Annotated in this window: 26 protein-coding genes and 2 pseudogenes; 18 read left to right on the top strand and 10 right to left on the bottom strand. The window is 54.5% G+C overall.

What is annotated here, in order from left to right:
* Positions 1-560: 560 nt before the first annotated feature.
* The gene (locus tag AC3WQH_RS19885; protein WP_005832629.1) at positions 561-1226 is read right to left on the bottom strand and encodes a response regulator; all 666 of its coding nucleotides are present in this window, start codon (positions 1224-1226) and stop codon (positions 561-563) included.
* Between the two features lie 185 nt (positions 1227-1411).
* On the opposite strand from AC3WQH_RS19885, the gene AC3WQH_RS19880 reads away from it, so the two are divergent.
* Positions 1412-1777, top strand: a complete 366-nt coding sequence (locus AC3WQH_RS19880; protein ID WP_492332225.1) for a hypothetical protein — start codon at positions 1412-1414, stop codon at positions 1775-1777.
* A gap of 25 nt (positions 1778-1802) precedes the next feature.
* Here the strand turns inward: AC3WQH_RS19880 and AC3WQH_RS19875 are convergent, their stop codons facing one another.
* Complete coding sequence (locus AC3WQH_RS19875; RefSeq protein ID WP_005832633.1) at positions 1803-2294, bottom strand: MarR family winged helix-turn-helix transcriptional regulator; 492 nt, start codon at positions 2292-2294, stop codon at positions 1803-1805.
* A gap of 157 nt (positions 2295-2451) precedes the next feature.
* Between AC3WQH_RS19875 and AC3WQH_RS19870 the strand changes: the two genes are divergently transcribed.
* Positions 2452-2880 (top strand): SgcJ/EcaC family oxidoreductase, encoded by a 429-nt coding sequence (locus AC3WQH_RS19870; protein WP_007779438.1) that lies wholly within the window; start codon positions 2452-2454, stop codon positions 2878-2880.
* Here AC3WQH_RS19870 and AC3WQH_RS19865 read toward each other — a convergent pair.
* The 3 genes and pseudogenes from AC3WQH_RS19865 to AC3WQH_RS19855 form a co-directional block, all read right to left on the bottom strand.
* Complete coding sequence (locus tag AC3WQH_RS19865) at positions 2828-3178, bottom strand: Ada metal-binding domain-containing protein (protein WP_025847242.1); 351 nt, start codon at positions 3176-3178, stop codon at positions 2828-2830. The genes AC3WQH_RS19870 and AC3WQH_RS19865 overlap by 53 nt on opposite strands.
* An 87-nt stretch (positions 3179-3265) precedes the next feature.
* Complete coding sequence (locus tag AC3WQH_RS19860; RefSeq protein ID WP_005832638.1) at positions 3266-4384, bottom strand: deoxyribonuclease IV; 1119 nt, start codon at positions 4382-4384, stop codon at positions 3266-3268.
* A gap of 20 nt (positions 4385-4404) precedes the next feature.
* A pseudogene (locus AC3WQH_RS19855) lies at positions 4405-5372 on the bottom strand (DNA-3-methyladenine glycosylase family protein).
* A 148-nt stretch (positions 5373-5520) separates the two neighbouring features.
* On the opposite strand from AC3WQH_RS19855, the gene AC3WQH_RS19850 reads away from it, so the two are divergent.
* From AC3WQH_RS19850 to AC3WQH_RS19835, 4 genes are all read left to right on the top strand, one after another.
* A complete protein-coding gene (locus tag AC3WQH_RS19850) occupies positions 5521-6084 on the top strand; it encodes a bifunctional transcriptional activator/DNA repair enzyme AdaA (RefSeq protein WP_026558543.1) in 564 nt (187 codons plus the stop codon).
* Positions 6085-6194: 110 nt separating this feature from the next.
* Positions 6195-7295, top strand: a complete 1101-nt coding sequence (locus tag AC3WQH_RS19845) for a threonine aldolase family protein (RefSeq protein ID WP_026558544.1) — start codon at positions 6195-6197, stop codon at positions 7293-7295.
* A gap of 119 nt (positions 7296-7414) precedes the next feature.
* Positions 7415-7801, top strand: a complete 387-nt coding sequence (locus AC3WQH_RS19840; RefSeq protein ID WP_429782715.1) for a VOC family protein — start codon at positions 7415-7417, stop codon at positions 7799-7801.
* A gap of 109 nt (positions 7802-7910) precedes the next feature.
* Positions 7911-8849: a coiled-coil domain-containing protein gene (locus AC3WQH_RS19835; RefSeq protein WP_025847233.1), complete on the top strand. Its 939-nt coding sequence runs from the start codon at positions 7911-7913 to the stop codon at positions 8847-8849.
* A gap of 69 nt (positions 8850-8918) precedes the next feature.
* Here AC3WQH_RS19835 and AC3WQH_RS19830 read toward each other — a convergent pair whose 3' ends face one another.
* Entirely contained in the window at positions 8919-10013 is a 1095-nt protein-coding gene (locus AC3WQH_RS19830; protein WP_429777535.1) for a helix-turn-helix transcriptional regulator, read from the bottom strand.
* Between the two features lie 403 nt (positions 10014-10416).
* Here AC3WQH_RS19830 and AC3WQH_RS19825 point away from each other — a divergent pair, with 403 nt between their 5' ends.
* The 8 genes and pseudogenes from AC3WQH_RS19825 to AC3WQH_RS19790 all read left to right on the top strand — a co-directional run bounded on the left by AC3WQH_RS19825 (position 10417) and on the right by AC3WQH_RS19790 (position 17694).
* Positions 10417-10935: a class I SAM-dependent methyltransferase gene (locus tag AC3WQH_RS19825; RefSeq protein WP_492332224.1), complete on the top strand. Its 519-nt coding sequence runs from the start codon at positions 10417-10419 to the stop codon at positions 10933-10935.
* Between the two features lie 181 nt (positions 10936-11116).
* Positions 11117-11834, top strand: a pseudogene (locus AC3WQH_RS19820) (hypothetical protein).
* Positions 11835-12084: 250 nt separating this feature from the next.
* Entirely contained in the window at positions 12085-12744 is a 660-nt protein-coding gene (locus AC3WQH_RS19815) for a nitroreductase family protein (protein ID WP_005832654.1), read from the top strand.
* On the top strand, positions 12741-13688 hold the full coding sequence (locus tag AC3WQH_RS19810; RefSeq protein WP_492332223.1) for a ring-cleaving dioxygenase: 948 nt from the start codon (positions 12741-12743) through the stop codon (positions 13686-13688). The genes AC3WQH_RS19815 and AC3WQH_RS19810 overlap by 4 nt, the downstream gene beginning before the upstream one ends.
* Positions 13688-14299, top strand: a complete 612-nt coding sequence (locus tag AC3WQH_RS19805; protein ID WP_005832657.1) for an alpha/beta hydrolase — start codon at positions 13688-13690, stop codon at positions 14297-14299. The genes AC3WQH_RS19810 and AC3WQH_RS19805 overlap by 1 nt, the downstream gene beginning before the upstream one ends.
* Before the next feature lie 462 nt (positions 14300-14761).
* Positions 14762-15442 (top strand): response regulator transcription factor, encoded by a 681-nt coding sequence (locus AC3WQH_RS19800; RefSeq protein ID WP_448792833.1) that lies wholly within the window; start codon positions 14762-14764, stop codon positions 15440-15442.
* The gene (locus AC3WQH_RS19795; protein ID WP_005832661.1) at positions 15439-16833 is read left to right on the top strand and encodes a sensor histidine kinase; all 1395 of its coding nucleotides are present in this window, start codon (positions 15439-15441) and stop codon (positions 16831-16833) included. The genes AC3WQH_RS19800 and AC3WQH_RS19795 overlap by 4 nt, the downstream gene beginning before the upstream one ends.
* 174 nt (positions 16834-17007) lie before the next feature.
* Entirely contained in the window at positions 17008-17694 is a 687-nt protein-coding gene (locus AC3WQH_RS19790) for a sulfite exporter TauE/SafE family protein (RefSeq protein ID WP_007779401.1), read from the top strand.
* 14 nt (positions 17695-17708) lie between these two features.
* On the opposite strand, the gene AC3WQH_RS19785 is transcribed toward AC3WQH_RS19790, so the two are convergent.
* Positions 17709-18152, bottom strand: a complete 444-nt coding sequence (locus tag AC3WQH_RS19785; RefSeq protein WP_492332222.1) for a FixH family protein — start codon at positions 18150-18152, stop codon at positions 17709-17711.
* 138 nt (positions 18153-18290) lie between these two features.
* Here AC3WQH_RS19785 and AC3WQH_RS19780 point away from each other — a divergent pair, with 138 nt between their 5' ends.
* Positions 18291-20477 carry a heavy metal translocating P-type ATPase gene (locus tag AC3WQH_RS19780; protein ID WP_431809498.1) on the top strand — a complete coding sequence of 729 codons (2187 nt, stop codon included), beginning with the start codon at positions 18291-18293 and terminating at the stop codon, positions 20475-20477.
* A 13-nt stretch (positions 20478-20490) separates the two neighbouring features.
* Here AC3WQH_RS19780 and AC3WQH_RS19775 read toward each other — a convergent pair whose 3' ends face one another.
* Entirely contained in the window at positions 20491-20856 is a 366-nt protein-coding gene (locus AC3WQH_RS19775; RefSeq protein ID WP_007779391.1) for an ArsR/SmtB family transcription factor, read from the bottom strand.
* Positions 20857-21132: 276 nt separating this feature from the next.
* Here AC3WQH_RS19775 and AC3WQH_RS19770 point away from each other — a divergent pair, with 276 nt between their 5' ends.
* The 3 genes from AC3WQH_RS19770 to AC3WQH_RS19760 all read left to right on the top strand — a co-directional run bounded on the left by AC3WQH_RS19770 (position 21133) and on the right by AC3WQH_RS19760 (position 24228).
* Positions 21133-22341, top strand: coding sequence for an NAD(P)/FAD-dependent oxidoreductase (locus tag AC3WQH_RS19770; protein WP_429782704.1), 1209 nt, complete (start codon positions 21133-21135; stop codon positions 22339-22341).
* 40 nt (positions 22342-22381) lie between these two features.
* A complete protein-coding gene (locus tag AC3WQH_RS19765) occupies positions 22382-23797 on the top strand; it encodes an MBL fold metallo-hydrolase (protein WP_492332221.1) in 1416 nt (471 codons plus the stop codon).
* A 134-nt stretch (positions 23798-23931) separates the two neighbouring features.
* Complete coding sequence (locus AC3WQH_RS19760) at positions 23932-24228, top strand: hypothetical protein (RefSeq protein ID WP_005832674.1); 297 nt, start codon at positions 23932-23934, stop codon at positions 24226-24228.
* Positions 24229-24412: 184 nt separating this feature from the next.
* On the opposite strand, the gene AC3WQH_RS19755 is transcribed toward AC3WQH_RS19760, so the two are convergent.
* The gene (locus tag AC3WQH_RS19755) at positions 24413-24955 is read right to left on the bottom strand and encodes a hypothetical protein (RefSeq protein ID WP_025847200.1); all 543 of its coding nucleotides are present in this window, start codon (positions 24953-24955) and stop codon (positions 24413-24415) included.
* A gap of 67 nt (positions 24956-25022) precedes the next feature.
* Entirely contained in the window at positions 25023-25742 is a 720-nt protein-coding gene (locus AC3WQH_RS19750; protein ID WP_025847198.1) for a hypothetical protein, read from the bottom strand.
* Positions 25743-26412 lie beyond the last annotated feature (670 nt).

Here is a 26412-nt window from a genome sequence, read left to right as displayed (position 1 = left end):
CTCAAGCTCCGTCTCTGCTATTCCTTCGCATTAATTCGCTTCTGCTTACGCAAGCATACAAAAAAGGCCCTCGCATTAGCGAAGGCTATGTGTTTCAACCAGATTTTTTAGCATTTTTAATATGTTTGCAGAGCAATTGCTGACTTCCGGCTATAAATGCCAATAGACTCCCCGACACAACGAGCAAAAGCAAAGCTACAACCATACCATTAAGTTCTTTAGTTGATGTAAATATTTTCTCTTGCAGCGGTTAACCGCTTGCTGGGATACGTAAAAATACAACAACCACTACAAGTTTTTTGGAGAAAAAAGCAAACGCATGTTCTGTTTTACCAGACTTTGGCGATGCAAACTTCTCTTTTTTGTCCTTTAGCAGAAAGTTTTATGTGCTAGAATTCGCTCATTCAATGCTCGTGCTACGTATTACGGCCAATATAAAAAAGCCTTTACATAGGGGCGAAGGCTTAGGACAAGGATTTACATTTGAGGTGGAACCCGGCTGTCTTTTGCTGTGACAAGCCGGGCTTTTACCTGTGCATCTGTTAAGAAAAGCTCTACTGCTAGACAAGCGGCTGGTTGTCTGTCTCTGCCAAGCGATGGCGGACGGCGTAGGAGGCGAGCTGTACCCTGTTTTCCAGTTGCAGCTTGTCCAAAATATTGCGGATGTGGTTTTTGACCGTATTTTCCCGGATCGACAAGGCATTGGCGATCTGCAGGTTCGTCTTCCCGTGCGCCACGTATTTCGCGATTTCCTGCTCCCGGTTGGTCAGCAGAGAGGGGGGAGGCTCGTCGCTCGTGGACGTGTCCATGAAAGGATAGAGCATTTTTCCGGCAAGCTTGCGCGAGTGGCGGGATTCACCGGAGATCAGCTCCTGCAAATACGATATCCAGTCCTCGTGGTTGGTGTTTTTCAGCAAGTAGCCTTGGGCGCCGTATTGGATTGCCGTAAACAGGTCGACAATGTCGTCGGAGACACTCAGCATGACGATTTTGATAAACGGGTATTGCGCTTTGATGATTCGGGTCGCTTCCAGTCCGTTGCACTGCGGCATGGAAATATCCATCAGGACGAGATCAGGCTGATGCAAGCGGCAAAGCTGGATTGCATGCTGGCCATCTCTTGCTTCGTCCACCAGTTCGAATATGGGATGCTCCGCGAGCACGCTTTTAATCGCCTCGCGCGCGTGCGGATGATCGTCTGCGATCAAAACCCGAAAAGGCATCATGGGCGATCCTTCTTTCTGAGCGTTTTTTGCATCAATAGGGATTGTTGCGGAAGGGGCACAGCCTTCTGCAAAGAATTGTAGAGGTGGCGACAACGATTGAGAATGACTCAACCTGACTATTCTGTTGCCTTTTTTTGAAGGATGTGTGAAAAGTGTCAACGATTTGGCGAGGAACGAGGGGGCGCGTGCTGCTAGCGTTGCTTGTCTTCTGCCTGCTCGCAATGGCGGCTCGCTTCGTCTACTTGCAGGCGGGGCCTGCGCTGCCTTTTTCCGGCAGCTCGGCAAGCGAGGTCAAGACGCTCCTGAACGGCTACGACGGCAAGCTCATCAAGCTGGCGACTGTGGAGGGCGTCGACTGGTACGGCGCACCCTCCGGGCAAGGCGCGGGGGCAGAAGCGATGAAGCGGGAAGTGGCGGCGGCTGGCTGGCGCTTTGTTCAGCAGGAAGGCTCGGGGTACTTTTTTGTGCGGGGCGCGGAGAAGATCGTTATCACGTTAGAGATGTGGACGGGGCGGTACGTGTTGTTTCGGATTCCGGCCAACACGCTGTAAGTCGTGAGGAAGCTGGCTCTCATTATCAAGAGCCGGCTTCTTTTTGTTTGTTCATTTCTTCCAAGGAAATGGCGTTGCAGCTTTTCAAAAAGTCGAGGATGACGCGCGTTTCCTGCTCGGTGTAACGGTCGAGCAGCGCAATCGTCTTGTGCAGGATCGAATCGAACAAAGGCGAGATGTTGTCCGGGCCATGATCGGTTGGCTTGACGACCACTTTTCTGCGGTCTTTCGGGTCTTTGGCCCGCACCACATAGCCTGCCTGCTCCAGACGGTCGATGACGTTGGTGACCGCGCCTGTCGTCAGTCCGGTCAATTCGGCAAGCTGTCCGGCTGTGACCGGACCAGACCTGTACAAAAAGTCCAGGCATTTGTGATCGGTGGCATTCAGGCCCAATTTTTCCGAGATCATTTGATGGAACATGACAGCGCGGGAGCTGTTTGTGCGAATTTCCTGGAGCAGCTCTTGCTGGATGGGGGTAAGGCTGAGTGCAGGGTGCTGGCGATCATCGCTTGACATAACTGGACCTCCGGTGTACGCTTCGAATATATCTTAATCAATTAAGATATATAATCAGTTAAGATAACTGGTTGATTAAGCTTTTTTCTGGACACAAGTATAACACAAAAAGCAAAGCGATTTTCCCCATCCTATAACGGAAAGGATTTGAGCAAAAATGAATCAGCGGGAAAAAGACGTGCACGACCTTCGCGAGGTGTTTGTTGCGCTGGTTGATGCCTGGAATCGGGGAGATGCCGCGGCGTACGGGGATTGTTTTACCGAAGATGCGGACTACGTGACGTTCATGGGGCAGCATCTGAAGGGAAGGGCGCAAATCGCCGAGGTGCATGGGTGGCTGTTTCACGGGCCGTTGAAAGGTTCGACATTGGAGTCGAGCGCTCTTGCTGAATGCAAGCCGCGGTTTCTTGCAGAAAACGTAGCTGTGGTGCACGCAACGGGCGAGGCCAGACTGGCGAATCCCGAACAGGACCCAAACGACAGAGACTCGATCAATACGAATGTGGTCGTCAAGCAACGTGGCGTGTGGAAAATTACGGCGTTTCACAATTGCCGGATTCAGGAGCTTCCGACAGGCCGGAGGTAGTGCGCTCCGCTTTCCACTGCGCATACTTTTCCGGCAAACAAACTGCGCACGGACGATAGCCCGCTGCCAGAGCCGTTTTTTCATCGGCAAAAAACACCCGCTGGGCCACATACCCGCCTTTGGCTATAGCCCGCAGAGCGGAGGGGCAATCGAGGCGTCCGTATATGTGGCGCCGCCGATATCCTCCCAGCGTACCGCGAGAGTAACTTTGGTTAGGGCGGCGGTCGGCCCCGAGAAGGGTGTAGGTTTTCAGGCCGTTCTGTTGGTGGCTTGCGCCGGGCTTTTCGCTGGCATGCATGCGGCTTCCTCCTGTTTTGGATTGTCATTTCGCCCTCGACAAAAGGAAGCCGCGCAGCCAGGTTGATGCTTTTTCGAGCAGGAGTATTTAGGAGAATTTCGGGATCGCGAACCAGGCGGTCAGGCGGTGGTTGAGCTGCTCTTCAGACAGCTCCGGGAACAGCCGTGCTTCCACTGCCATGTCGTACAGGCGCTCCATCGGCTCGCGGCTGTCCGCTTTTTTGGCTTTCGCGTCGTTTTTCAACAGCTCCCAGATGCCGACGACGTATTCGCGTCTGGTCACATCCTGTTTGCGGAAAAAGTAGTCCAGGCGCTCTACGTGGTCCATGAACTCGTCCCCGAACCGTTTTTCCACCTCGCCGCGCAGCAGCGCGATTTCTGCTTCGTACATCGGACGTTCTTTGCCTTTTTCTTTTCCGATCCACGGCGTTTCCAGCACGAGCGGCAAGTGGCGGATTTTCTCGTGGTTCACGATGTAGCTCATGGCGTCGAAGCCGATCAGTCCGGCACCGATGGGCGCGTGGCGGTCTTTTTGCGCTCCGCGGAAGTTTTTGCTGTCGTTTAGGTGGACGACGGTGAGGCGATCCAGCCCGATAATCCGGTCAAACTGCTCCAGGACGCCGTCAAAATCGTGGACGATATCATAGCCCGCATCGTGAATATGGCAAGTGTCCATGCAGACGGCGAGCTTGCTGTTGTCTTCCACTTTTTCGATGATCGCGGCGATTTCCTCGAAGCTGCGCCCGATCTCTGTTCCTTTGCCCGCCATCGTTTCCAGCGCGATTTTTACGTCGGTGTCTTTGACCCCGGCGAGCACTTCGTTCAAGCCTTCTGCGATTCGCGCAATGCCGTACTCCGCGTCCTTGTCCGTATAGGCGCCCGGGTGGAGCACGATGTTTTTGACGCCGATGTAGTCTGTCCGGCGAATTTCTTCCTGCAGGAAGCGGACGGCCAGCTCGAAGGTGTCTTCCTTGTAAGACCCCAGGTTGATGATGTACGGGGCATGGACGACGATTTCCTCGACGCCATTTTTGGCCATGACTTCCTTGCCCTCGGTGATGTATTGGTCTTCAATCGGTTTGCGCCGCGTGTTTTGCGGTGCTCCCGTGTAGATCATGAACGTGCTAGAGCCGTAGGAAGCGGCTTCCTCGGCGGCATTGAGCAGTCCTTTTCCGGAGAATGAGACGTGCGAGCCTATTTTCAGCATTCAGGTGGAACCTCCTTTGGTTAGTAAAGAAAACGCCATAAATAAAAGGTAGCGTATGACTCCCAGCTCGTCCAATGGCGGGACAGCGCAACGATTTCGGCTTTGGTCGGCTTTCTGTCCGTACCTTGTACGTATTTGATGGCATTGTGCAAGCCGACATCGTCAATGGGAAAAGCAGACGGCATCCTCAGACAGCGCATGAGGACGTAGTTGGCTGTCCACGGACCGATCCCGCGAATGTTGACCAGTGTTTTCTCTGCGTTTTGATAATCTCCTCCGTCCCATAATAGCTCCTTCGACAGTTTCCCTTCAACGATGAGTTGTGCTGCGCCGATCAAATACTCGCACTTTTTGGCAGTCATCCGCAGCACAGCGAGGTCTTGCACGGTCCGCTCTGCAATGGTTTCCGGAGCAGGAAACACCCAGTATGTTTTGCCTTCGCACACGACGGGCCGTCCGAAATTTTCCACGAGCCGCCGCTTTAATTTGTAGGCGTATGTCAGGTTGATCTGCTGTCCGAGAATCCCCAGCTCATCGCTTCAAACAGGTCGGGGATGCCCATGTTGCGCAGTCCGTAAAACGAATCGACTGCCCCTTTCAGCAGGGCGTCTTTTTGCGCCATGTCGTAAAAGGGAGCCAGATTCGTCCCCAGATCGAACCAGTCGTAGACGTACTCCGCGACCCGCGCGCGCACGTCTGCTGTGGGAGTGGCGTCGCCGAGAAAGCGAATGTGCAGGTGCGCATCTTCCTCTGCGCGAATTTCTACGACAGGCGTCTGGCCTGCGATCGGGATTGCTTTGTATAGGCGATCGTTTTCAATCTGATACAGGCACTCGTCTTTGGCGCGCGACAAATAATGCGGGTTTTGCGTAAAGGAAAAAGGTGTTGGCACGTGCAAGATGAATTCCTCTCTATTATCGACCCAAGCCCCGGCGGGTAGACCACGGCTCGGCAATTGTGCGGCTGTCTTTCTGCTTTTTTCCGTCATTAAAAAAGCCTCCCTTGTCAGTCTGGCGGCAACCTTCTTAGTTGTATAACAGGAAAGCTGGGCTGTCATTTCGTTATCTTGCTATTTTATTGGAATAGCCGTGCGGATGAGTCCGGCGGAGGATATACTGACGGTGGAGGTGGGCGAAATGGAGCTGGGTGTCACCGAAGAGAGATGGAAAGCGATCATCACCAACGATGCGTCCTATGACGACCAGTTTTTTTACGCAGTGAAAACGACCGGAATTTTTTGTCGGCCATCGTGCAAGTCGAAGCCGCCAAGATGGGGCAATGTCCGGATTTTTCAGCAGGCGAGCGAGGCGATTCGCGAAGAGTTTCGTCCGTGCAAAAGGTGCAAGCCTACGGGACAGCGTTTGCCCGATCGGGAATGGGTCGCGCAAATCACCAACTATATCGACGCTCACTACAGCGAAAAGCTGACGTTGGCCCACCTGGCAGACATGTGTCACGGCAGTCCCTATCATTTGCATCGGACATTCAAGCGGATCAAGGAAATGACCCCTGTGGAATACATTCAGCAAAAACGGATCGACAAGGCGAAGGAACTGCTGACGCGCTCTGGCAAGCCGATTGCCGCGATTTCTGCGGAGGTAGGCGTGCCGAATACGCCGTATTTTATCACGCTGTTCAAAAAAACAACGGGACAGACGCCGAGCGAATACCGCCAAAACCAACTGCACGGGAACCAATAATCAGCGGTAGGCTGCGAACAAGATGTGATATCTTGGAGAGAGAAGATCGTGCTGGCACGATCAGGCTGTTCGCAGTCTACTCAGTATGGAGAAAAAGGGGACCTGCCAACATGGGCGATCAAAAAACGCTGCTGCAAGCTTTCAATCAAACGACCTATCAAGTCGCAGGGCACAGCAAGAGGGACATCCGTCAATTGCAGCGCATTTTTCAAGAGGTGGACGGCGATCTGGCTGCGGATGTGTACGGATCGGGAGAAGTCATCGACAACTTTCAAAACAAGATGGCGAAATATTTGGGCAAAGAATCGGCCGTCTTTTTCCCGAGCGGCACGATGGCCCAGCAAATCGCCATGCGCATCTGGTGCGACGCGAAAGGAATCCGCAAAGTGGCCTACCACCCGCTCTGCCATCTGGAGATTCACGAGGAGGACGGGCTGCGGAAGCTGCATCAGATCGAGCCTGTGCTGCTTGCCGACAAAGACCGGGTGATCTCGCTTGCGGACGTTCTGGGCATGAACGAAGAGATCGCCTGCCTGCTGCTGGAACTGCCCCAGCGCGAGATCGGCGGACAGTTGCCGCCGTATGAAGAGCTGGAAGCGATCTCCCACTACTGTCGGGAAAAAGGCATTCGCCTGCACATGGATGGGGCGAGGCTTTTGGAAACGTTGCCGTACTACCAGAAAACAGCCGCCGAGGTCTGCGCCTTGTTCGACAGTGTCTACATTTCCATCTACAAAGGGATCGGCGGCATTGCCGGAGCGATTTTGGCAGGGGACGCCGCTTTCACGAAGGAAGCGATTGTCTGGAAAAGACGGCATGGCGGCGATTTAATCAGCCTGTATCCGTACATCATTCCGGCTGACGTCTGCTTCGAGGCGAGAAAGGACAAGTTCGCCGAGTATTACGAGCAGGCCAAGGAGCTTGCCGGATTGTACAACCAGTGCCACGGCATTTCCACGCGGCCGACTGTGCCGGTATCCAACATGTTTCACGTTCACATCAGCTTGCCCAAGGAGCGGTTGGAGCCTATCCTGCTCGCCGTGTGCGAGGAGACGGGAGTGGGGCTCTCGCATTATGTTCGGGAGGTAGACGAGGCTACCAGCTACTATGAGGTCAGCCTCGGCGACCGCTATGCGACGATCCCGAAGGAAAAGCTGCAAAACGTCTTTCAGGTGCTCGATCAGAAGTTAAGAGAGGCTTTGCAGGCGTAGCAGGGAGCGTTCATGAGCGAGCGAGGAATTTTTGGCAGTTGTACACGATGACAGGTAGGCAAGCGGCTTGAGTGGGGTACACTAGCGGAATAAACTTGAAAAAAAGCAGGAGGGCCACTATGCGAATCAGCTTGGCGAGTATTTTTGTAGACGATCAGAACAAGGCGCACAAGTTTTACACGGACGTCCTCGGGTTCGTGACCAAAATGGATATTCCAATGGGCGGGGGCAAATGGTTGACGGTGGTGTCTCCGGAAGACCCGGATGGTGTGCAACTCGTTTTGGAGCCAAACACGAATCCTGCGGCTTTGGCCTACCAAAAAGCCATTTTTGAGCAAAACATCCCGGCGACGGCGTTTGAAGTGAGCGACGTTCACAAGGAGTACGAGCGGCTGACCAAGCTCGGCGTCGTCTTTACGAAGGCGCCGACGGAAGCCGGAGACGTGACCTTGGCTGTATTGGACGATACGTGCGGCAATCTGATCCAAATTTATCAAATGTCTTGAGCAGGGCAGAGCGCCGATAAGGAAAAGGAACGGCCATTTTCCAAAAACTGAAACATTTGCACGTTGCTCCCGTATGAAAAAAGAAAGGGTTTGCAGGGGAGGGGTAGCCGTGTTTCAGGAATTGAACGGCCAGGTTGCACAAGTCAAAGCCCAACTGCGCCAAAAGCTTCATGCGGAGCACAATGTGAAGCTTTTGCAGGAGCAGTACAAAGAAGCCGTGCAAAAACGCGAGTTGCTGCACAAGCAATTGCAGCGGGAGCAGCGCGACGTGGATAAATTGACCGGCATGTCCTTTGGCGCGTTTTTTTACAGCCTGATTGGAAAAAAAGAAGAGAAGCTGTCCAAGGAAACGGAAGAGCTTTTGCAAGCGAAAATGAAGTACGAGGAAGCGGCCGATACCGTAAAAGAGCTGGAAGAGGAGCTTGCAGAGGTAGAGCGCAGGCTGCAGCAGATGTCGGATCTGGAAGCGCGGCTCGTCGCTCTGCTCGTCGAGAAGGAGCGGCTGATTCGCAAGCAGCGGCCTGAGCTGGCGATGCAGCTACGTGTACATACCGAGCGGGAAGCCGAACTGGGAGCGCACGAAAAAGAGCTGCAAGAGGCGATCAGCGCGGGGAGTGCCGCGATTTTGCAGCTCCGCAAGGCGATCGACAAGCTCGACTCCGCCAGCTCCTGGGGGACGTGGGACATGCTCGGCGGCGGTGCGATTTCCACCGCGATGAAGCACAACCGGATCAACGAAGCCCGCGAGTCGATCCACCAGGCGCAAAAAAGCTTGCGGCGATTCGAGCGGGAGCTGCAAGACGTGCAGCGCCAGAGCCACATTCGCATCGAGATTGGCGAAATGCTGACCTTCGCAGACTTTTTCTTCGACAACATCATTACCGACTGGATCGTCCAGGATCGTATCTCGACGTCGCTGCGCCAGGCGAAGGAAAAGCGGTCGAAGGTGGAAAGTCTGTTGAACGACCTCCAGCGGGAGCTGAAGGCGGTGGAAGCCGAGATAGCCGAGCTTCGGCAAAAATCGCTTGCTTTAATTGAAAATGCGTGAGGCAAAAAGCAAAAGCCTGATCGTCCCCAACCAGACTGGATGCGATCAGGCTTTTTGCTATTGCTGTCGCTATTCGCGGCTGCCCGCCTCCACCCCGAAGCGTGAAAACAACTGCCAGATCAGCTCGCGCCTGCTGGATACCCCCGTTTTCACGAAAATCGACTTCAAATGATCCTGCACCGTATAAGCGGAGATGTGCAACGCGCGGGCCAGTTCCTTGGTGGACGAGCCGCGGACGATCTGGCCGAGAATCTGCTTTTCCCGTTCGGACAATCCGTACGCTTCGCAGACCAGCGGGAGAATATCGGCAGGCTTGGCCGGACCGAACAAGACGGCGAGGTGGACAGCGCCGTCCATGCCGTGCATCGGGCTTGCCTGAATCGTGACATACGGGCCGTCCGGCATGCGGATGCACACTTTGGCCATGGAGGCTTTCGGGGCAGGCTCGTTCAACTGCGCCAACGCCCGGAAGCAGACGGCGCGCACTGGCCGGGGCAAAGTGTGGCGATCGATCGACTCCCACCTGCGCAACAGCGAAAGCCACCTGTCTGCGGTGGCGTTGGCCGAGTGGATAGCCAGCCGCTCAGACATCATGACGATTCCCGTCTCTTCCTCCATCCAGGAGGTGTCCTCGGCTGGCAGGGAGAGGGCTGTTTTTCGCAAATGGTAGGCGATCAGCGGTGCCAGCTCTGCCATCCACTCGCGCTCCTCCTCGCTAAAAACAGGACGCCCCTGAAAGCGAAACAGCGTCAAAAATCCCCAGCAAGCCCCATCGTACTTGAGCGCTGCTCGCAACTCGTCAGCAAAGCCTGCCGGGAGCAAGACGTTGCGGTAGCGCTCACTCTTCGCAAGCTCTCCGCCTGTCGCTTGATACAGCGTGGCGACAGGCTCTGCCGCCCTGCTCAGTTGTTCGTAACGGATGAAGTCTTCGCGTAAATATTCGTGCTCGAAAATGCCGTGGTGTATCGCTTCCACGCCGTCTTCCGTGATCGCGCCTGTCGACAGCAGCGTCTGCGGGTCGACCGCCGTGCAGCAAGCCCCGTCAAAAGGCAGGAACTCCCGCAGCAACTGCAGGAGTGCCGTCCGGTAATCCTGGGAGGAAGCGGGGTGGCGCCGGGCGAGCGCGAGCAGTTTTCGTTTGCTGGCTTCCCATTTTGCATTCATCTGCGCGTTCTCCTGTGTGGAGCGAGCGAAGGAAATCCCATATTTGTGGGATGGTACTCCCTTGGCTCATCTCTATAATTGAGAATAATTCTTAATGAATGCGGGCCAAAAGTCAACGCTCGTCGCCCGATTTCCCCGATCTATCCATTACGCAAGGAGTTGGAAAAGACCTCATGACATTTATTTACCGTCAATTTGCCCGTGTCTTCGTCGGCGGGCTCGCTGCCATGGCGCTTTTGGCAGGCTGCGCAGCCGATACGTCCAATCAGCAAAAGGAAGCGGCGAGCGCATCCAGCGACAGCCCAGCCGCCGCGATCACGCTGCTGACACCGAAGGCTCCCTCCCTGATTCCGGCCGTCTATATGGAAAACACAGCGGCAGCAGGGACGTTCAAAGTAGCCACTTGGGACTCGCTGGAACAACTGCTGGCTGGCATCCAGAGCGACGAAGCGCCGCGGCGCAGATTCTTGCGCAGGCTCAGCGCAGGACGGCCGAGGCGGGACTTGCGGCGCGTGTCACGTTGCAGGAGGGAACGGTGGACGCGCTGCCTGAGCAGCCGGCCTACGCAGCGGCGACCTGCCTGCTCGTGCTTCATTTTGTCAAAGGACTTGCGGCAAAACGAGAGCTGCTGCAGCAAATCGCGGCTCGCTTGCGGCCAGGCGCCCCGTTTTGTCTCGCGACGATTGCGGGCGATCCGCAGTCGCAGTCGTTTCGCTTGCAGACGCAAGCCTGGCAGACACATATGCTCGACAACGGCATCGCCATGGCGGAGTGGGAACGTTTTGCGGCTTCGCCCGGCAACGAGTCCGATCCAATCCCGGAATCTCACGTGCAGGCGCTGATGGCGGAGGCTGGCTTCGAGCACGCTACCCGCTACTTCGGCTCCTATCTGGTCCACGCCTGGTTCGCAGTGAAAAGGTAGCGGGGAGAACGGCCCCCCTGCCCCGAAAGGACGCGCCAGTGACAAACATCGGCCTGGGCCGAGGGCGAGTACTTGCGTCAACAAAACCAACCCGATACGACCGCTTTGCCTGCCCGCAGGCGGTCACACCCATCTTGTGAAACACGGCGGGACGTTTTTCACAGCAAAAGGACGAGAGCTTATGGATAAAGACAAAATTGTCGTAGTGGGTGGCTACGGCTACGTGGGCGCGACAATATGCAAAGAGCTGGGGAACCTATACCCCGGCCGCGTGTATGCGGCAGGGCGCAGCCTGGAAAAAGCGGAAGCGTTTTGCCGGGAAACGGCGGGGAAAGTGCGTCCGCTCCGGTTCGACCTGCGCCAGCTATGACGTGACGCTCCATCACCGCCGGGTGTCCGTCCGAAGCATGACAGACGGCAAGCTCGCCGACTTCGGGGGCCATCTGGGGAAAAAGCAGGCGTACCGCTTTCCTTTTTCCGATCAACAGACATTGGCCCGGACGCTCGGTGTCCCATCGGTATCGACGCGGCTGTGCTTCGACCAGGAGTGGGTAGCGCGGCTTGCGGCAGGGCTGTGCCGATTGCTGCGCAAGCCGCGGGTGCGCGAGGCAGCCGTAGCGGCGTTTGCGGGGCTGAAAATGGGCGATGACCGCTTCGCCGTGAAGGTCGAGGCACGGGGAAAAGCGGGAAAGCGCGCGGCCATCGCGGAGTGTCTTTTGCACGGGCACGATCAGTCGAAAATGACCGCCAAAGTGGCTGCCGCCGTCGCAAAAGCGTTGTATTCACAAGCTTTTCCGCATGGGGTGTACCATATTGAACAGTTGTTTAAACTGGAACAAATGAAGAATTGGCTCGAGCAGGAGGCTTCGCTCTGCGTCACTGTCAAGGAAAGCCGTTAGTCTGTGCAGGGTCGGGAGAACGATTCTTCCGGCCCGAGCTGTTGACAAGGAGTTATTCCCGTTTTATAATTATCTCAAATTAAAGATATTCACTGCACATACTCGCTTGCTTGTCGCCAGACTTCCTCGCGTGCAGTCAGTATCCAGCGCAATCGCAATCCAACGTTTTTGTTTCTCTAATATCTCAAATTTAAGATATTAAAAATCCAGAAAAAATGAAGCCATTCGCGACGATGAGGAGGAGTTTTTTATGAGCGAGTTTTCTGTATTGGTGAAAAAACGGCGGTCCGCCAATAAATTTGTCCCGTCCGTTCCGATCTCTACGGCTGACATCGAGGACATCATGTCGCTCGTCAAGTTTGCGCCATCTGCTTTCAATTTGCAGCACGCGCACTATGTCGTCGTCACAGACCCGGAGACGAAGGAGCGAGTATATGAAGCGGCGCAGAGACAATATAAGGTAAAAACAGCTTCGGCAGTCATCATCGTGTTGGGCGACCTGGAAGCCTACAAAAACGCAGGCCGCATCAACGAAGGGCTGCTGCACCTGGGCGTCATGGACCAGCGCGAATACGATCATACTGTTTCGTCTGTCCATTCCTTTTACGAAGCAGGGGGAGAGCCGTTCAAACGGGACGAAGCGATTCGCAACGCCAGCTTGTCCGCTATGCTGTTCATGCTCGCTGCCAAGGACAAAGGCTGGGATACTTGCCCGATGATCGGCTTCGATCCGGAGGCGGTCCGCGAGATATTGCAAATTCCTGACCGCTACGTCCCGGCGATGATGATTACGATCGGTAAAGAAGACACGTCCAGCCAACGTGTACGAGGATACCGCAAGCCAGTCGGAGAGTTCGTCAGCTACAACACTTTCCGGTCCGAATCAAAAACAGGAGGTACAAGCAAATGACACAGCAAACAGCAGGCATTCACCATATTACCGCTTTTGTGAAAAGCGCACAGGACAACGTCGACTTTTACGCAGGGATTCTCGGCCTGCGCCTGGTCAAAAAAACAATCAACTTCGACGCCCCGGAAGTGTACCATCTGTACTTCGGCAACGAGGTAGGCAGCCCGGGTACCGCGATCACCTTTTTCCCATGGGAGACAGCGCGCCGCGGCCGTGTAGGCGGCGGGCAGGTTGGCTATACGACGTTTCTGGTTCCGACAGGCTCCATGGCTTTCTGGGAAGAGCGCCTGAACAAGTTCGGCGTCGAGTACAAGCGTGTGGAACGCTTTCACGAAACGTACCTGCAATTTACCGACAGAGACGGCTTGCAGTTGGAGCTTGTCGAGCGCGAAGGCGGCCCCGCGAGCAAGTGGGCATTCGGAGGCGTCCCGGCTGACAAAGCGATCAAAGGGTTCGGGGGAGCGATCCTCTACAGTGTCGCGCCCGGCCACACCATGGCAGTATTGGAAAAACTGATGGGCCTGACCAAAGTAGGCGAAGAAAACGGCCTCGTCCGCTTCCGGGCGCACGGCGACCTGGGCAATGTCATTGACGTCAATGCCGAGCCGATGCCAAGGGGAGCAGGGGGAGCGGGTACCGTCCACCATATCGCCTGGCGGGCCAAGGACGACCAGGATCATCGCCTGTGGCAGTCGCGCGTGGCGCAAGCGGGCCTTCAGCCGACAGACATCGTCGACCGCCAGTATTTCCATGCGATCTACTTCCGCGAGCCGGGCGAAATCTTGTTCGAGATTGCCACCGATCCGCCAGGCTTTGAGCGCGACGAACCGTTTGACGCATTGGGCGAAAAGCTGATGCTGCCAGAGTGGTACGAGCCGCATCGCGCCCAGATCGAGCAAGGCTTGACCCCGATCACTGTACGCGTACTGGAGGAGGATAAGTAATGAAGCACATTTTTCGCAAAGGAACGGACCTCGCCGCTCCCACCTTGCTGCTGCTGCACGGCACGGGCGGAGACGAAAACGATCTGGTGCCGCTGGCGCAGCTCATCCATCCGGGGGCTTCTGTGCTCAGTGTCCGAGGCAATGTTTTGGAAAACGGCATGCCGCGATTTTTTCGCCGTCTGGCCGAGGGTGTTTTCGACGAGGAAGATTTGGTCTACCGCACGGAGGAGTTGCACGAGTTTTTGGATCAGGCAGCGGTCCAATACCAGTTGGACAGGGAAAACATCGTGGCAGTCGGGTATTCCAACGGTGCCAACATCGCCGGGAGCCTGCTGTTTCACTATTCGAATCCGCTGCGCGGCGCGATTTTGTACCACCCGATGGTTCCGCGGCGCGGGATTCCTCTGCCTGACATGAGCGGACTTTCGGTGTTCATCGGGGCGGGAACGAACGATCCGATCTGCTCACCGCTGGAGTCCGAGGAACTCAAGCAGCTTTTGGCCTCGGCGGGTGCCGACGTGACGCTGCATTGGGAATCGAACGGCCACCAGTTGACCAGGATGGAAGTAGAGACTTCGGCCCAATGGTTTGCGAAACAGTTTAGCGAGTGACAAAAAAAGCAGCAGAGCCGCGACGTTCTGCTGCTTTTTTGCGTGTTCCTGCCAGCCGACGCCGCTTGGGCCGAGCAGCGGCATCATGATTTCCTTACATTCCGATCGGAGGAAACGATTAGAGGAAAAGGCACAGAAGGGAGCGGCCCGAGCTTGTCGCAAGCCGCATCTACGCCGTTTTGTCAACGCTTGTTCATCTGACGTTCATACAGTTCCGCTATCATGAGGGAACCGCAAGCCATGCGGGCATGCAGACGAGCTTTAACGCCAGCAGCAGCCAACAAAGTGGCCAAAACCTACCCGCCTATCAGGTGGCGATCACATCCCAAGAAATGGCGTAACAGGCTGAAACAAAGGAGATGCTACCTTGTATAATCAGATCAGCCCGCGATTTGGCTGGCAAGCTTCAGCCCGCTGGCGCAAGTCTCTGGATACGTGCCGGAACGTAAGGAGGGGAGCCAGATGAAAATAACGATTCTCGTAGCAGACGACGATGCGCACATTCGCGAACTACTGCGATTTTATTTGGAAAAAGAAGGGTATCGGGTGCTGGCTGCCGCAGATGGCAGTCAGGCGTCGGCATTGCTTGAGCGGGAGAAGGTGCAACTGGCGATTGTCGATGTGATGATGCCAGGCAAAAACGGCTGGGAGCTGTGCAAGGAGATTCGCGACTACTACGACCTTCCCGTCATCATGCTGACGGCAAAAGGCGAGGTGCGGGACAAGGAGAAAGGGTTTTTGGCCGGAACCGACGACTATTTGACCAAGCCGTTTGAGCCGACGGAATTGCTCTACCGGATCAAAGCCTTGCTGCGCCGCTACCAGATGGTCAGCAAACAGGTCATTGTCATGCACGATACCGTCATCGACCGGGTGAGCCACGTCGTGAAAATCAAGGACGAAGCTGTACACCTCCCGCTCAAGGAGTTCGAACTGCTCGCCCAGCTCGCCAGCTTTCCCGACCGGACCTTTACGCGGGATCAACTGCTGGATTTGGTCTGGGGCGGAGACAACGAGAGCGACAGCCGCACGATTGACGTCCACATCAAGCGGCTGCGGGAAAAGTTTACGGACAAAACGGACGACTTTGTCATTTCGACCGTTCGTGGCCTCGGCTACAAGCTGGAGGTGCGCAACGGATGAAATCGCTCTACTTCCGGGTCGTCCTCCTGTTTGTCGCGATTGTCCTCATCAGCGGAACGCTCGGCTTTTTGCTCGCCAACGAGTACTACCAGCGCAACATGCGCGCCTACAACGAACAGAAAATTGCGCGGATCGGGCAGGAGATCGTTGCTTTGTACACGGACAAATCCGGCATGGATCTGCACGCGTTTATGACACATGTCGCCAACCTCAATTTTCAGTTGTACCTCGTGGACGAGCGCGGACAAGCGACATCGTTCGGCGCGCCTTTTCGCGACCACCAGCTCGCACGAGAGACGGTGCAAAAGGTGCTGGCCGGGGAAATGTACAGAGGGATCACGGAAGAACAGCACGGGTTGTTCGTGACCGGATTTTTCGAGAATACGCTGAAAAACAGCATCGGCTTGCCGCTGGAAGCGGAAGGGAAAACATACGCCTTGTTTGTGCGGCCCAGCATCGAGCAGCAATTTGGCGAAGTCCACGTAATGTTTGCCGTGCTCTTGGCTGCGATGTTTCTGCTCAGCCTGCTGTTCATCCTGGTGTTTACGCGTTATTTGGTGCGGCCGATTCAAAAGCTGAGCCACGCGACGAAAAAGCTGGCGGAAGGCGAGTACGAAATCCAGCTCGACATCGCCCGCAAAGACGAAATCGGCGAACTGGCTGCCAACTTCGCGCAAATGGCCGAGTCGCTGAAGCAGCTCGATGACATGCGCCAGGAGTTTGTGTCCAACGTCTCGCACGAAATCCAGTCTCCGCTCGCCTCCATTCAGGGCTTTTCGCAGGCGATCCGCAGCGGTGGCGTGACGGAGGTGCAGAGGGATGAGTACTTGACGATCATCGAGGAGGAGAGCCGCCGTCTCTCATCTTTGAGCAAACAGCTTTTGACGCTCGCTTCACTGGATAAAGAGACGGGCTTGTACGAGCCGACTGTCTATCGGCTGGACGAGCAGTTGCGACAGGTCGTTTTGCTGCTGGAGCGCCAATGGCAGCAAAAAAGCCTGGAGTTAGAGCTGGATTTGCCGGACACGCTCATCACGGCAGACAAGCAACTGCTGAATCAGGTGTGGATCAACCTGTTGTCCAACAGCATCAAGTTTACTCCGCCGCACGGCACGATTTCCTTGTCGATCCAGCAAGCGCCGTCTGATCTCGTCGTGACGATTCGCGATACGGGGATCGGCATTTCGGAGGAGGAGCGGCAGCATATTTTTGAGCGCTTTTACAAAGGGGACAAGTCCCGCAATCGGGAAGCGACAGGCAGCGGGCTTGGACTCGCGATCGTCCATAAAATCGTGCAGGCGGCAAAAGGCATCATCGACATCGACAGTGACATAGGAGCAGGCACGACAGTCAAGGTCAGCCTGCCCGCGCATGAACGCCCCCGGAAGTAAGACAGGCCGGGGGCGCTTTCGTTTGCTGCGGAGTCATAAATGCAGCGGCTATCCATTACGCTAGGAAAAGGATGTTGGCTTTCCGACGCAGAGGCAAATGCAAATTCGCGGAAAAGTGCCCGGACGCCGAACAGCGCAAAACCATACTTTTTTCCGACAAAGAGGGGCTGCGGGATGAATACTGGACTCTACGATTACTGGCTCGTCTTTCTGGCAGGCTTGTTCAGCGCTCCCCACTGCCTGGGGATGTGCGGCGGGATCATGTCGGCCATGACGCTTCAGTCCAAAGCGTCTCTGTTGCAAACGATTCTGGCTTACAATGCGGGCCGGATTGTGACGTATATGGCCGTAGGCGCATTCATGGGTTTCGCCGGGTCGTTTGTGAATGCGGCAGGCGTGGTCATCGGATTGCAGGGCATTGCCAATATCGCCGGAGGGCTGTTCATCATTCTCTGGGTCGTCAAAAAGTTCGCTTTGCCCTTGGACAAATACAGCCCGCTCCAGCTTTCGTCCGCGCAAAAGTTGTTGCACCTGCTCAAATCACGGCAAGGAATCGCGCCAGTGCTGGTCAGCGGGCTTTTGCTCGGCTTTTTGCCGTGCGGGCTGACCTATACGATGCATATGAAAGCAGCCGCGACCGGAAGCATGGCGCAAGGGATGGCGACTTTGGGCGTGTTTGGCCTTGGCACGTTGCCCGCGCTCGCGGCGATTGGCCTGTTTTCTTTTGTCCTGACCAAAACACTGCGTGTCAAGGTGCTCTTCGTCGGCAATGCGCTCGCGCTATGTATCGGAATCTTGTCTGTGTTGCGCGGCCTGGCGATCAACGGCTGGATTCCTACCGTCAACCCGTGGCTGTGGTAGGTGAGGCGGCGGGCTCATGGCTCGACGCGAAAAGGATAGGTGGTGCTCATGGCTTTGCCGTCAAGCTCAAATGTAATCGTAGCCAGCCAATCGCCCAGCATGGTCGGTATGATTTGCGCGACGTATTCACCTTCCTTTTCCTTCACGGCTTCGAAGACGATTGCCCCGTGGTCCATGTTCGGCATGGTCAGGGAGACGGATACGGTAGCAGTTTCCAGCTTGGCTGCATGTTCGGCCGGAACGGTTATGTGCAGCGCGTTTTCCTGCACATTTCTGGCCGGAGACGGTTCGAGCGTTACTTGCAAGGGAATGGACAGTTCCTCAAGCATCGGCGTGTTCGTTTGCTGTGCGGCAGCGGTACTGGCGTGCCCGACATGGTCCTGGGGGGCACAGCCAATGAGGGTAAATGGAGCCAGCAGCAGGCACGACAGCCGAAGGGCGACAAATTTGCGCATCATGTTCACCACTTTCCCATAAGTTACAAGCTTCCCTATCGTATTCACGGCCGCTGCCGTTCATACTTCATCTTCTACGAAATTGTCCTGGCGCATAGGTTGGACATGAGGACATGTTCGGAAGCTGAAGGGGAGTTTTTCATGACCATCCACCAAACGTATCAGGTTACAGGCATGACCTGCGCCGCCTGTGCCAATCGGATTGAGAAGCGGCTGCGCAAGGTCCAGGGTGTGCAGGAGGTACACGTCAATCTGACGACCAACAAGGCGCGGGTAGCCTTTGACCCTTCGCTGACCAACGATCAGGAGATCATGACGAAAATCGAACAGCTCGGTTTTTCCGCGAGCTTGAAGCAGGAAGAGACGCACGGGGAAAAAAGAGCGCTGCTCTGGCGGTTTATTTTCTCGGCCATTCTGACGATGCCGCTGTTGTGGGCGATGGCGGCGCATTTTTCTGTGACGTCGTTTCTATGGGTGCCGCCTTTGTTTCTGGCGCCTTTGTTCCAGTTCGCGCTGACCCTGCCGATTCAGTTGTTCATCGGGCAATCGTTTTACATCGGGGCGTGGAACGCCTTGAAAAACCGCTCGGCCAACATGGACGTGCTGGTCGTGCTGAGCACCTCGACCGCTTTTTTGTACAGCCATTACTTGACCTTTACGACCATCGGGCAGGCGAATCACGGCCTGACTGTCTACTACGAGTCTTGCGCGGTAATCTTCACGTTTTTACTGCTGGGCAAATATTTGGAGGCGATGGCGAAGGACCGGACGAAACATGCCATCGGACAACTGCACGAACTGCAACCGGCGCTGGCGCATGTGGTGCGCGGCGAAGAGGTGTGTACGGTTCCTGTCGAGCAGCTTGCGGTGGGCGATATTTTTCTCGTCAAGCCAGGCGAGCGGGTACCGACGGACGGGATCGTGCTGGAAGGGCACGCGAGCGTCGACCAGTCGATGTTCACGGGGGAAAGCCTGCCTGTAGAAAAATGGAGCGGGCATTCCGTAATCGGGGCGACGCTGAACCAGAGCGGCTGGCTGAAGGTCAAGGCGACGAAGGTCGGGGAAGACACGGCGCTGACGCAGGTGATCCGCACGGTGGAGGAAGCGCAGTTGTCGAAGGCGCCGATCCAGCGGGTGGCGGATGAAATTACCGATGTGTTTGTGCCGATCATCATTGCGATTGCCGCTGTGACGTTTTTGGCCTGGTACTACGTCTTTGCGCCTCAAGACTTGGGCGGGGCGCTGGAAAAGGCGATTGCCGTCCTCATTATCGCTTGTCCGTGCGCACTCGGGCTGGCTACTCCCATGTCGATCCTAGTCGTATCCGGCAGAGCGGCGCAGATGGGCATTCTGTTCAAGCAGGGAAAGTATTTGGAGGCGTTGCAAAAGATCGACACGATTGTGTTTGACAAAACAGGCACGTTGAGCAGAGGGGCGCACGAGGTCGTCGGCGTCAACACGCGCGGATGGAGCGAGGCGGCGTTTTGGCGCCTGGTGGCCGGGGCGGAAATGACCTCTGAGCACCCGTTGGCGGCAACGATTGTGGCCCATGCGAAAAAACAGGGGCTGTCCATCCCGACAGCCACGTCCTTTTCCTCGCTGCCCGGCTATGGAATCGAAGCGATAGTGGAAGGGCATGCAGTGGTGGTGGGTTCCCCCAAGCTGCTGACCCGAAACAACGTGGACATCGGCACTGTGCTCGATCAGTTGGTGCGGCACGGAGCGGAAGGGAAAATGGTGCTGCTCGCAGCCATCGACGGGCGGCTGGCCGGGTATGTGGTGCTGTCGGACCAGTTGAAAAGAGACGCGAAAAAAGCGGTCGCCCAACTGCGAAAAATGGGCAAGGACATCATCATGATTACGGGAGACAACCCATATACGGCGAAAAGCGTGGCGAGACAGGCGGGAATCGAGCAAGTGTACGCGGGAGTGCTGCCTGCCCAAAAGGCGGAGTTGATCTTGCGCCTGCAAGAAAAAGGGAAAAAAATCGCCATGGTCGGCGACGGGGTCAACGACGCGCCTGCTCTGACCGCAGCGAGCGTCGGCATTGCGCTGGGAACGGGAGCGGACATTTCCAAGGATTCAGCCGATGTCGTCATCATGCACGGCGAGGTAAAAGGGGTGGTCCACGCTATCCGGCTCAGCCAAATGGCGATGAAAAACATCCGGCAAAACTTGTTTTGGGCTTTTTTTTACAATGCGATCGCAATTCCGGCGACAATGCTCGGCTTTTTGGCGCCGTGGCTGGCAGGAATCGCCATGGCGTTCAGCTCGCTGTCGGTCGTGCTGAATTCCTTGCGCTTGCGAAAAGGGCGCATGGAAAAATAAAAAAACCGAGCGATCACGTAGCTCGGACAGTCGATCTCTGTTCTTTGGCATGCTCTACTCCCGCTGAGATCAGATGGCGCACGTGGTCATCGTCCAGCGAATAAAAGACGAGCTTGCCTTCTTTGCGGTATTTGGCCAGGCCCATGTTGCGCAGAAGCCGCAAATGATGCGAGGTGTTGGCGATGGAGCTGCCGATGATGGCTGCGACGTCACAGACGCACAGCTCGTCTTCCATGGACAAAATATGAATGATTTTCGCCCGGGTGTCGTCGGCGAGCGCCTTGAAAATTTTCGCTACCCCTTCGGATTCTGTAGCGTACGGCTTCAAGCGACTGACTTTTTCTTCGTCATAGCATTGAATCTCACAGATGTCGTCCACCGTAAAAATCACCTCTTGCTTACTTCAATGTCCTACTATTATAGACATTCGCGCGAAAAGAGAAAAGGCATTTTGCAGTCCCGGCTGGCCAGAATGCGGACTCGGCATACAACTCCAGCGATCAGGCTCATTTTCCGCGGGCGATCGTCATAGCTCTTTGATAGGGGGTTTTTCCTGATTATTCCAGACAACCTCAAGGCTGCTGCCTGCCCGTGGCAGGGCGAGCGGCTAAGCGCCCCTTCTAGCACAGTGTCAAAAGAGATGAGGTGGAGGACTATGCCAAAGACGGGTCAACAGACGCGTTACAAGCTGGTAATTGTGGGAGGCGGGAGTGCAGGCATCACGGTCGCAGCGCAACTCCTGCGCAAATCGCGCGAACTCGCGGGGCAGATTGCCATTGTCGATGATGCGGCCAAGCACTACTATCAGCCGTTGTGGACGCTTGCAGGTGCCGGAGTTGTCAGCAGGGAGGTGACCGTACGCGACGAAGCGGCGGTCATTCCGAGAGGCGCGATATGGGTCAGAGAGGCCGTCACGCAATTTTTGCCAAAAGACAACGCCGTCATGACGGCGTCCGGAAACAAGCTGCACTACGACTATCTGGTTGTCGCAGCCGGAATCCAGCTCGATTGGGACAAAGTAAAAGGTCTCAAGGAGAGCATCGGCAAAGCAGGCGTGTGCAGCAACTACTCGTACGACTACGTCGCGAGCACATGGGAGAGCATCCGCCAGTTTCAGGGCGGGACGGCGATCTTCACCCAGCCGAATACCCCGGTGAAATGCGGCGGCGCTCCGCAAAAAATCATGTACCTGGCGGACGATTACTTTCGCCGGTCGGGTGTGCGCTCGCAATCCATCGTCCGGTTTGTTTCGGGGGCGTCGACTATTTTCGGCGTGCAAAAGTATGCCGATGCCTTGCAGAAGGTCGTCGACAGAAAACAGATTTATACAAGCTTCCAGCACAACCTCGTGGAGATTCGCGCGGACCAAAAGCAAGCGGTCTTCGAAAACGTGAATACCCGCGAGCTCGTGCCGATGGCCTACGATATGATTCACGTCGTGCCGCCGATGAGCGCCCCTGATTTTATCAAAAAAAGCCCGCTCGCCGCTGCTGACGGCTGGCTGGACGTGGATAAGCATACGCTGCAGCACACGCGTTTTGCCAACGTTTTCGGGCTCGGGGATTGCGCCAATCTGCCGACCTCCAAAACAGGCGCGGCCATCCGCAAGCAGGCTCCGGTCGTCGTGCAAAACCTGCTGTCGCAAATCAACGGCAAGCCGGACTATCGGCAATACAACGGCTATACTTCCTGCCCGCTCGTAACGGGCTACGGCAAATTGATTTTGGCGGAATTTGATTACGAGCAGATTCCACGGGAGACGTTCCCGTTCGATCAATCCCGTGAACGGCGTAGCATGTACTGGTTGAAAAAAGAGCTGCTTCCCGTCATGTATTGGCACGGCATGCTCAAAGGCAGGATGTAGGACAGACAAACGCGGATAAGTAATGAAGGAGGGCGACGGTATGCTGCTCAAATATTTTTACGACGACAAATTGGCCCAGGCTTCCTATCTGGTCGGCTGCCAGGCGGCAGGCGAAGCGATTGTGATTGATCCGGCGCGCGACATCGAGCAGTATGTGCAGACGGCAAAAGCAAACGGCGTGCAGATTGTCGGCGTGACGGAAACCCATATCCATGCCGACTTCCTCTCCGGTGCGCGGGAACTCGCGGCCAGACTCGGAGCCGTCCTCTATTTGACAGACGAAGGAGGGCCGCAGTGGCGCTACGCATACGCCGCCGGGTACAGCCACCGCTTGCTCAAAGACGGGGATACATTCCAGATCGGCAAGCTGGCCTTCGAGGTGCTCCACACGCCAGGACATACGCCGGAGCATATTGCGCTGCTCTTGACGGACGTCGGCTCGCCAGCGAATGAACCGATTGGCATTTTTACCGGGGACTTCGTGTTTGTCGGTGACGTCGGCCGCCCGGACCTGCTGGAAAAAGCGGCGAACGTGAGCGGCTCCGCCGAAGAGCTGGCGCGCCAAATGTTTCACTCGCTGACGCGCTTCAAGCAGCTCCCCGACTATTTGCAAGTCTGGCCGGGGCACGGGGCCGGCAGTGCGTGCGGCAAGGCGATCGGGGCCGTCCAGTCGTCGACGGTCGGGTATGAGAAGCGCACGAATTGGGCGTTGCAGCATGAAAATGAACAGGAGTTCGTGCAAAGCTTGCTTGCGGGCCAGCCTGAGCCGCCGACTTATTTTGCGACGATGAAGCATTGGAACAAAGTAGGGCCGCGGCTGGTGCAGCAAATAGCCGCACCTGTGCATGCAGAAGCCTCCATCAGCGTAGTGGAAGCGTGGACGAAACGGGGCGTTGTCGTGGATACCCGTCCGCCAGGCTTGTTTGCCAAAAAACATGTGCCGGGAGTCATCAACCTGCCGTACGACAAATCTTTTCCCACGTGGGCGGGCTGGCTGCTGGACTATGAACGCCCCGTGTACCTGCTCGCCGACCAGCAGTCCGTTCCTGCTGTTTTGAAAGATTTGCAGTCGATTGGGCTGGATCAGGTAGCGGGTGTGATGGACCCTGCTGTCTACGAGCTTGCTTGCGATTCGCGGTTGGAATCCTACGCAGAAATCACGCCCGGGGAGGCGCGAGAGCAGGTGCAGGCAGGACAACTGTACGTGCTCGATGTCCGTTACCAAAAAGAGTGGGAGGCAGGCGCTATCCCGGGAGCGAAGCACATCATGCTCGGCTACTTGCCAGAGCGCATGCAGGAGCTGCCGCGCGATACTCCGATCCTGGTTCAGTGCAAAAGCGGGCGACGATCCGCGGTAGCCGTGAGTTTGCTGCGGGCCAACGGCTTTTCCCGTGTGCAAAATTTGCTCGGCGGCTTTGACGAATGGGCGAGACAAGGCTTTCCGATCGCAAGGTAGCGGGAGCCAGCGCCCGAGGACGATCAGCGCCTCGCGAGCAATTGCAGAGGATAGCAGTAGTGCCCCTCCCTGTTTTCGTGTAAGATGGACATGATTGCATTTGTACGTGATTGTGAAAACAGGGAGAGAAAGCGATGAGTTTCCAACAAAAATGCGCAAAGTGCCGTTCCAAGAAAATCGACTTTACCGAAACGATCAACCGACCTTTATATATTTCCATCTACGCGGCTGTACTGGTGGTGCTCGGGGTGATCGGCGTCTCCGTGAAAGGAACGCCTGTCATTTTCCTGTTTCTCGGTCTGATGGGCGCATTCGTGCTATTTGCCGTTCGCATGCACCTGGAAAAGAAAAAAATTCTCAAATGCGTCTGCCTGGACTGTGGCGAGCGTTGGCAAACGGCTGCCAACGCTGCACAGAAGCAGACGAAGTAACGAAAAAAAGGCTCTAGCTCCGCCGCAGTGTCGTTTGCAAAGTTCCAAAAGTCGTGCTGTCCATGCTAGAAAAGAACTGTTTCAACAAACTGGCGATCGTTCCCGGTTCTATACGGTAGAGCGATCGACAGTTTGCGTTATGGCTGGAGACCACCACAGCGGATGGGAAGTAAGGATAATTCCGTTACTTCGGAAATTGTTGGATAACCAATTCCAGATCTTTTTTATATGATTCGATTTTTGATTTATCATTGCTGAAAAGCCGATCATCATTTATTTTCGGCATAAGAGTGCTTAGTTTCTTTAGTTCATCTCGCTTATTTTGAATTTCCGTAAGATCATTCTGTTCAATTAGCGATTGTAATTTTTTCAGATAATCTCTTTTATACTGATATAATGTTAAAACTCCAGATTGCAATTGTTCATCGGCTATTATTTGTTTTGTTTCATCATTGGTTAGGATAATCGCTGGAAGGAAGGCGGGATTATCTATTAGATTACTATCAATCATTCCTGAAATATACGCTAGTTTTTCTTTGTCTTGTGCATTAGATAATTCTTCGGTAATTTTTTCAAATTGATAGAGTGAACATGAGTGTTGATGTTTAAATACATCCGTTAACGTAATTTGATATTGAACATGTACATGGTCTGGTGAAGCGGTGGTGCAAGAGGCTGTCATGAGAGACAAACTAGCAAGCAAAAGGAACATTGACATTCTTTTCATTTTTCTCTCCATCCTTTCATGATAAAAGAGCATCCGGCTGTCCGAATGCTCTTCTTAAATTTTTAAACTACCATTCCAAAACGTCATCTACCCAAACTTGCCAACTTTTCTCTGTCTTGGTTGGCGTAAGTTTAAATTGTAAGCCACCAGTTGGCCCCGTTTTTGCGTAACTAAAGTTTGCTTCGAAGCTGGTTCCCCATGTTCTAGTGTCAAAAGTGTGGACATATCTTGCACCAAAATCTAACTTTTCGTTTTTCTTTTTGGTTACATAGACTGCAGCATAAGAACCGAAGTCTAATTCAGTGTCATGTACATTAAACAAGTAAATTCCCTTTTTCCGTTCTGATCCATCCCGAGCAGTTACATACTTTGTATCTCCCACGTTACTGCTGTAATATTCCCCCACAGTAGGATCCCATTCAATAGAGAGTAAGTCATAAGTCGCAGGGTAAAACTCGTTATCTTTTGGATTCCAAGAAGCAATTAGACGATAGTAAGATTGACCAGCTCGTTTGGCGGTTGAAAGTTCGAGGTTGATGTCTCCAGCCTGCATTGCCGTAGGACCAATTTTACTGTTTTTCTTTGTTTCCAACTCTACTCCGAGCGGCTTTAGTTTATCCGACAATTCTTCGTCAGTTCCGTTATTTTGCATGACTAAGTTGTGGACAAAAGAATCAAACTCTTCGTCAGAAAGGTTGGCAATCGCCGACTTTAACGAATGCTGTTGCGATTTTGTTTGAGTGTCGCTTAATGAAAGAACCTTTTTTGCCAGCTCTTTACTGCTCAAACTCGAATAATCCACTTTTGCTGCATTCGCTGCTGGCACCACTAAGACAGAGGCTAGTAGAACTGTGCAAGTAATCGTAGAGAAAAGATTAATTTGGTGTTAGTCCGGGAAGGACCTTTCACAATATTAAAATTATCAGAAAGTGAATGAAAATGTTGTCGTATTTTGTAATATATTAAAAAAAAGTAAAAATATAACATATTTCAACGACTGCGATAATCCACAAAACACGTAACAGAAGTTTTGGCTGCATATGCCCCTGGAAACAGGCCTTGTATAAGACAAATGTAGAGATGAGAATATAGGTGGAAAGGGATCGAAACGCCACTTAATGCGCATGCGCGGCTGAAGTGTGATTAGGAGATTGTGAGTGTGTGATTTGTCTAAAGTGCTATGCCGGGAGGAGTTGATCCTCGTAATAATGGATAGCCTGCTGGATCATCATTTTTTCCGAATGCTGAAAGCTGTACTTGGCCCATATTGCGTTCTGCAGCGATCACTCATTGGACATTAGGGGATATCATCTGACGAGAGCCAATTTTATATTGTCAGGTCAGCCAGCGTTTTCTGGTTGGCCTTTTTTCATGGGGAACAAATAGGCGCAAAACTTTAAAAATCTTCACTTGAACCAGAAACTGGTATCCGATAATATAATAATTAAATATTTGTT

The organism is Brevibacillus sp. FW301-21C12A, from assembly GCF_058788915.1.
Note: the sequence above shows the minus strand (reverse complement) of the source record. Positions and strands in the feature narration are given on the sequence as shown.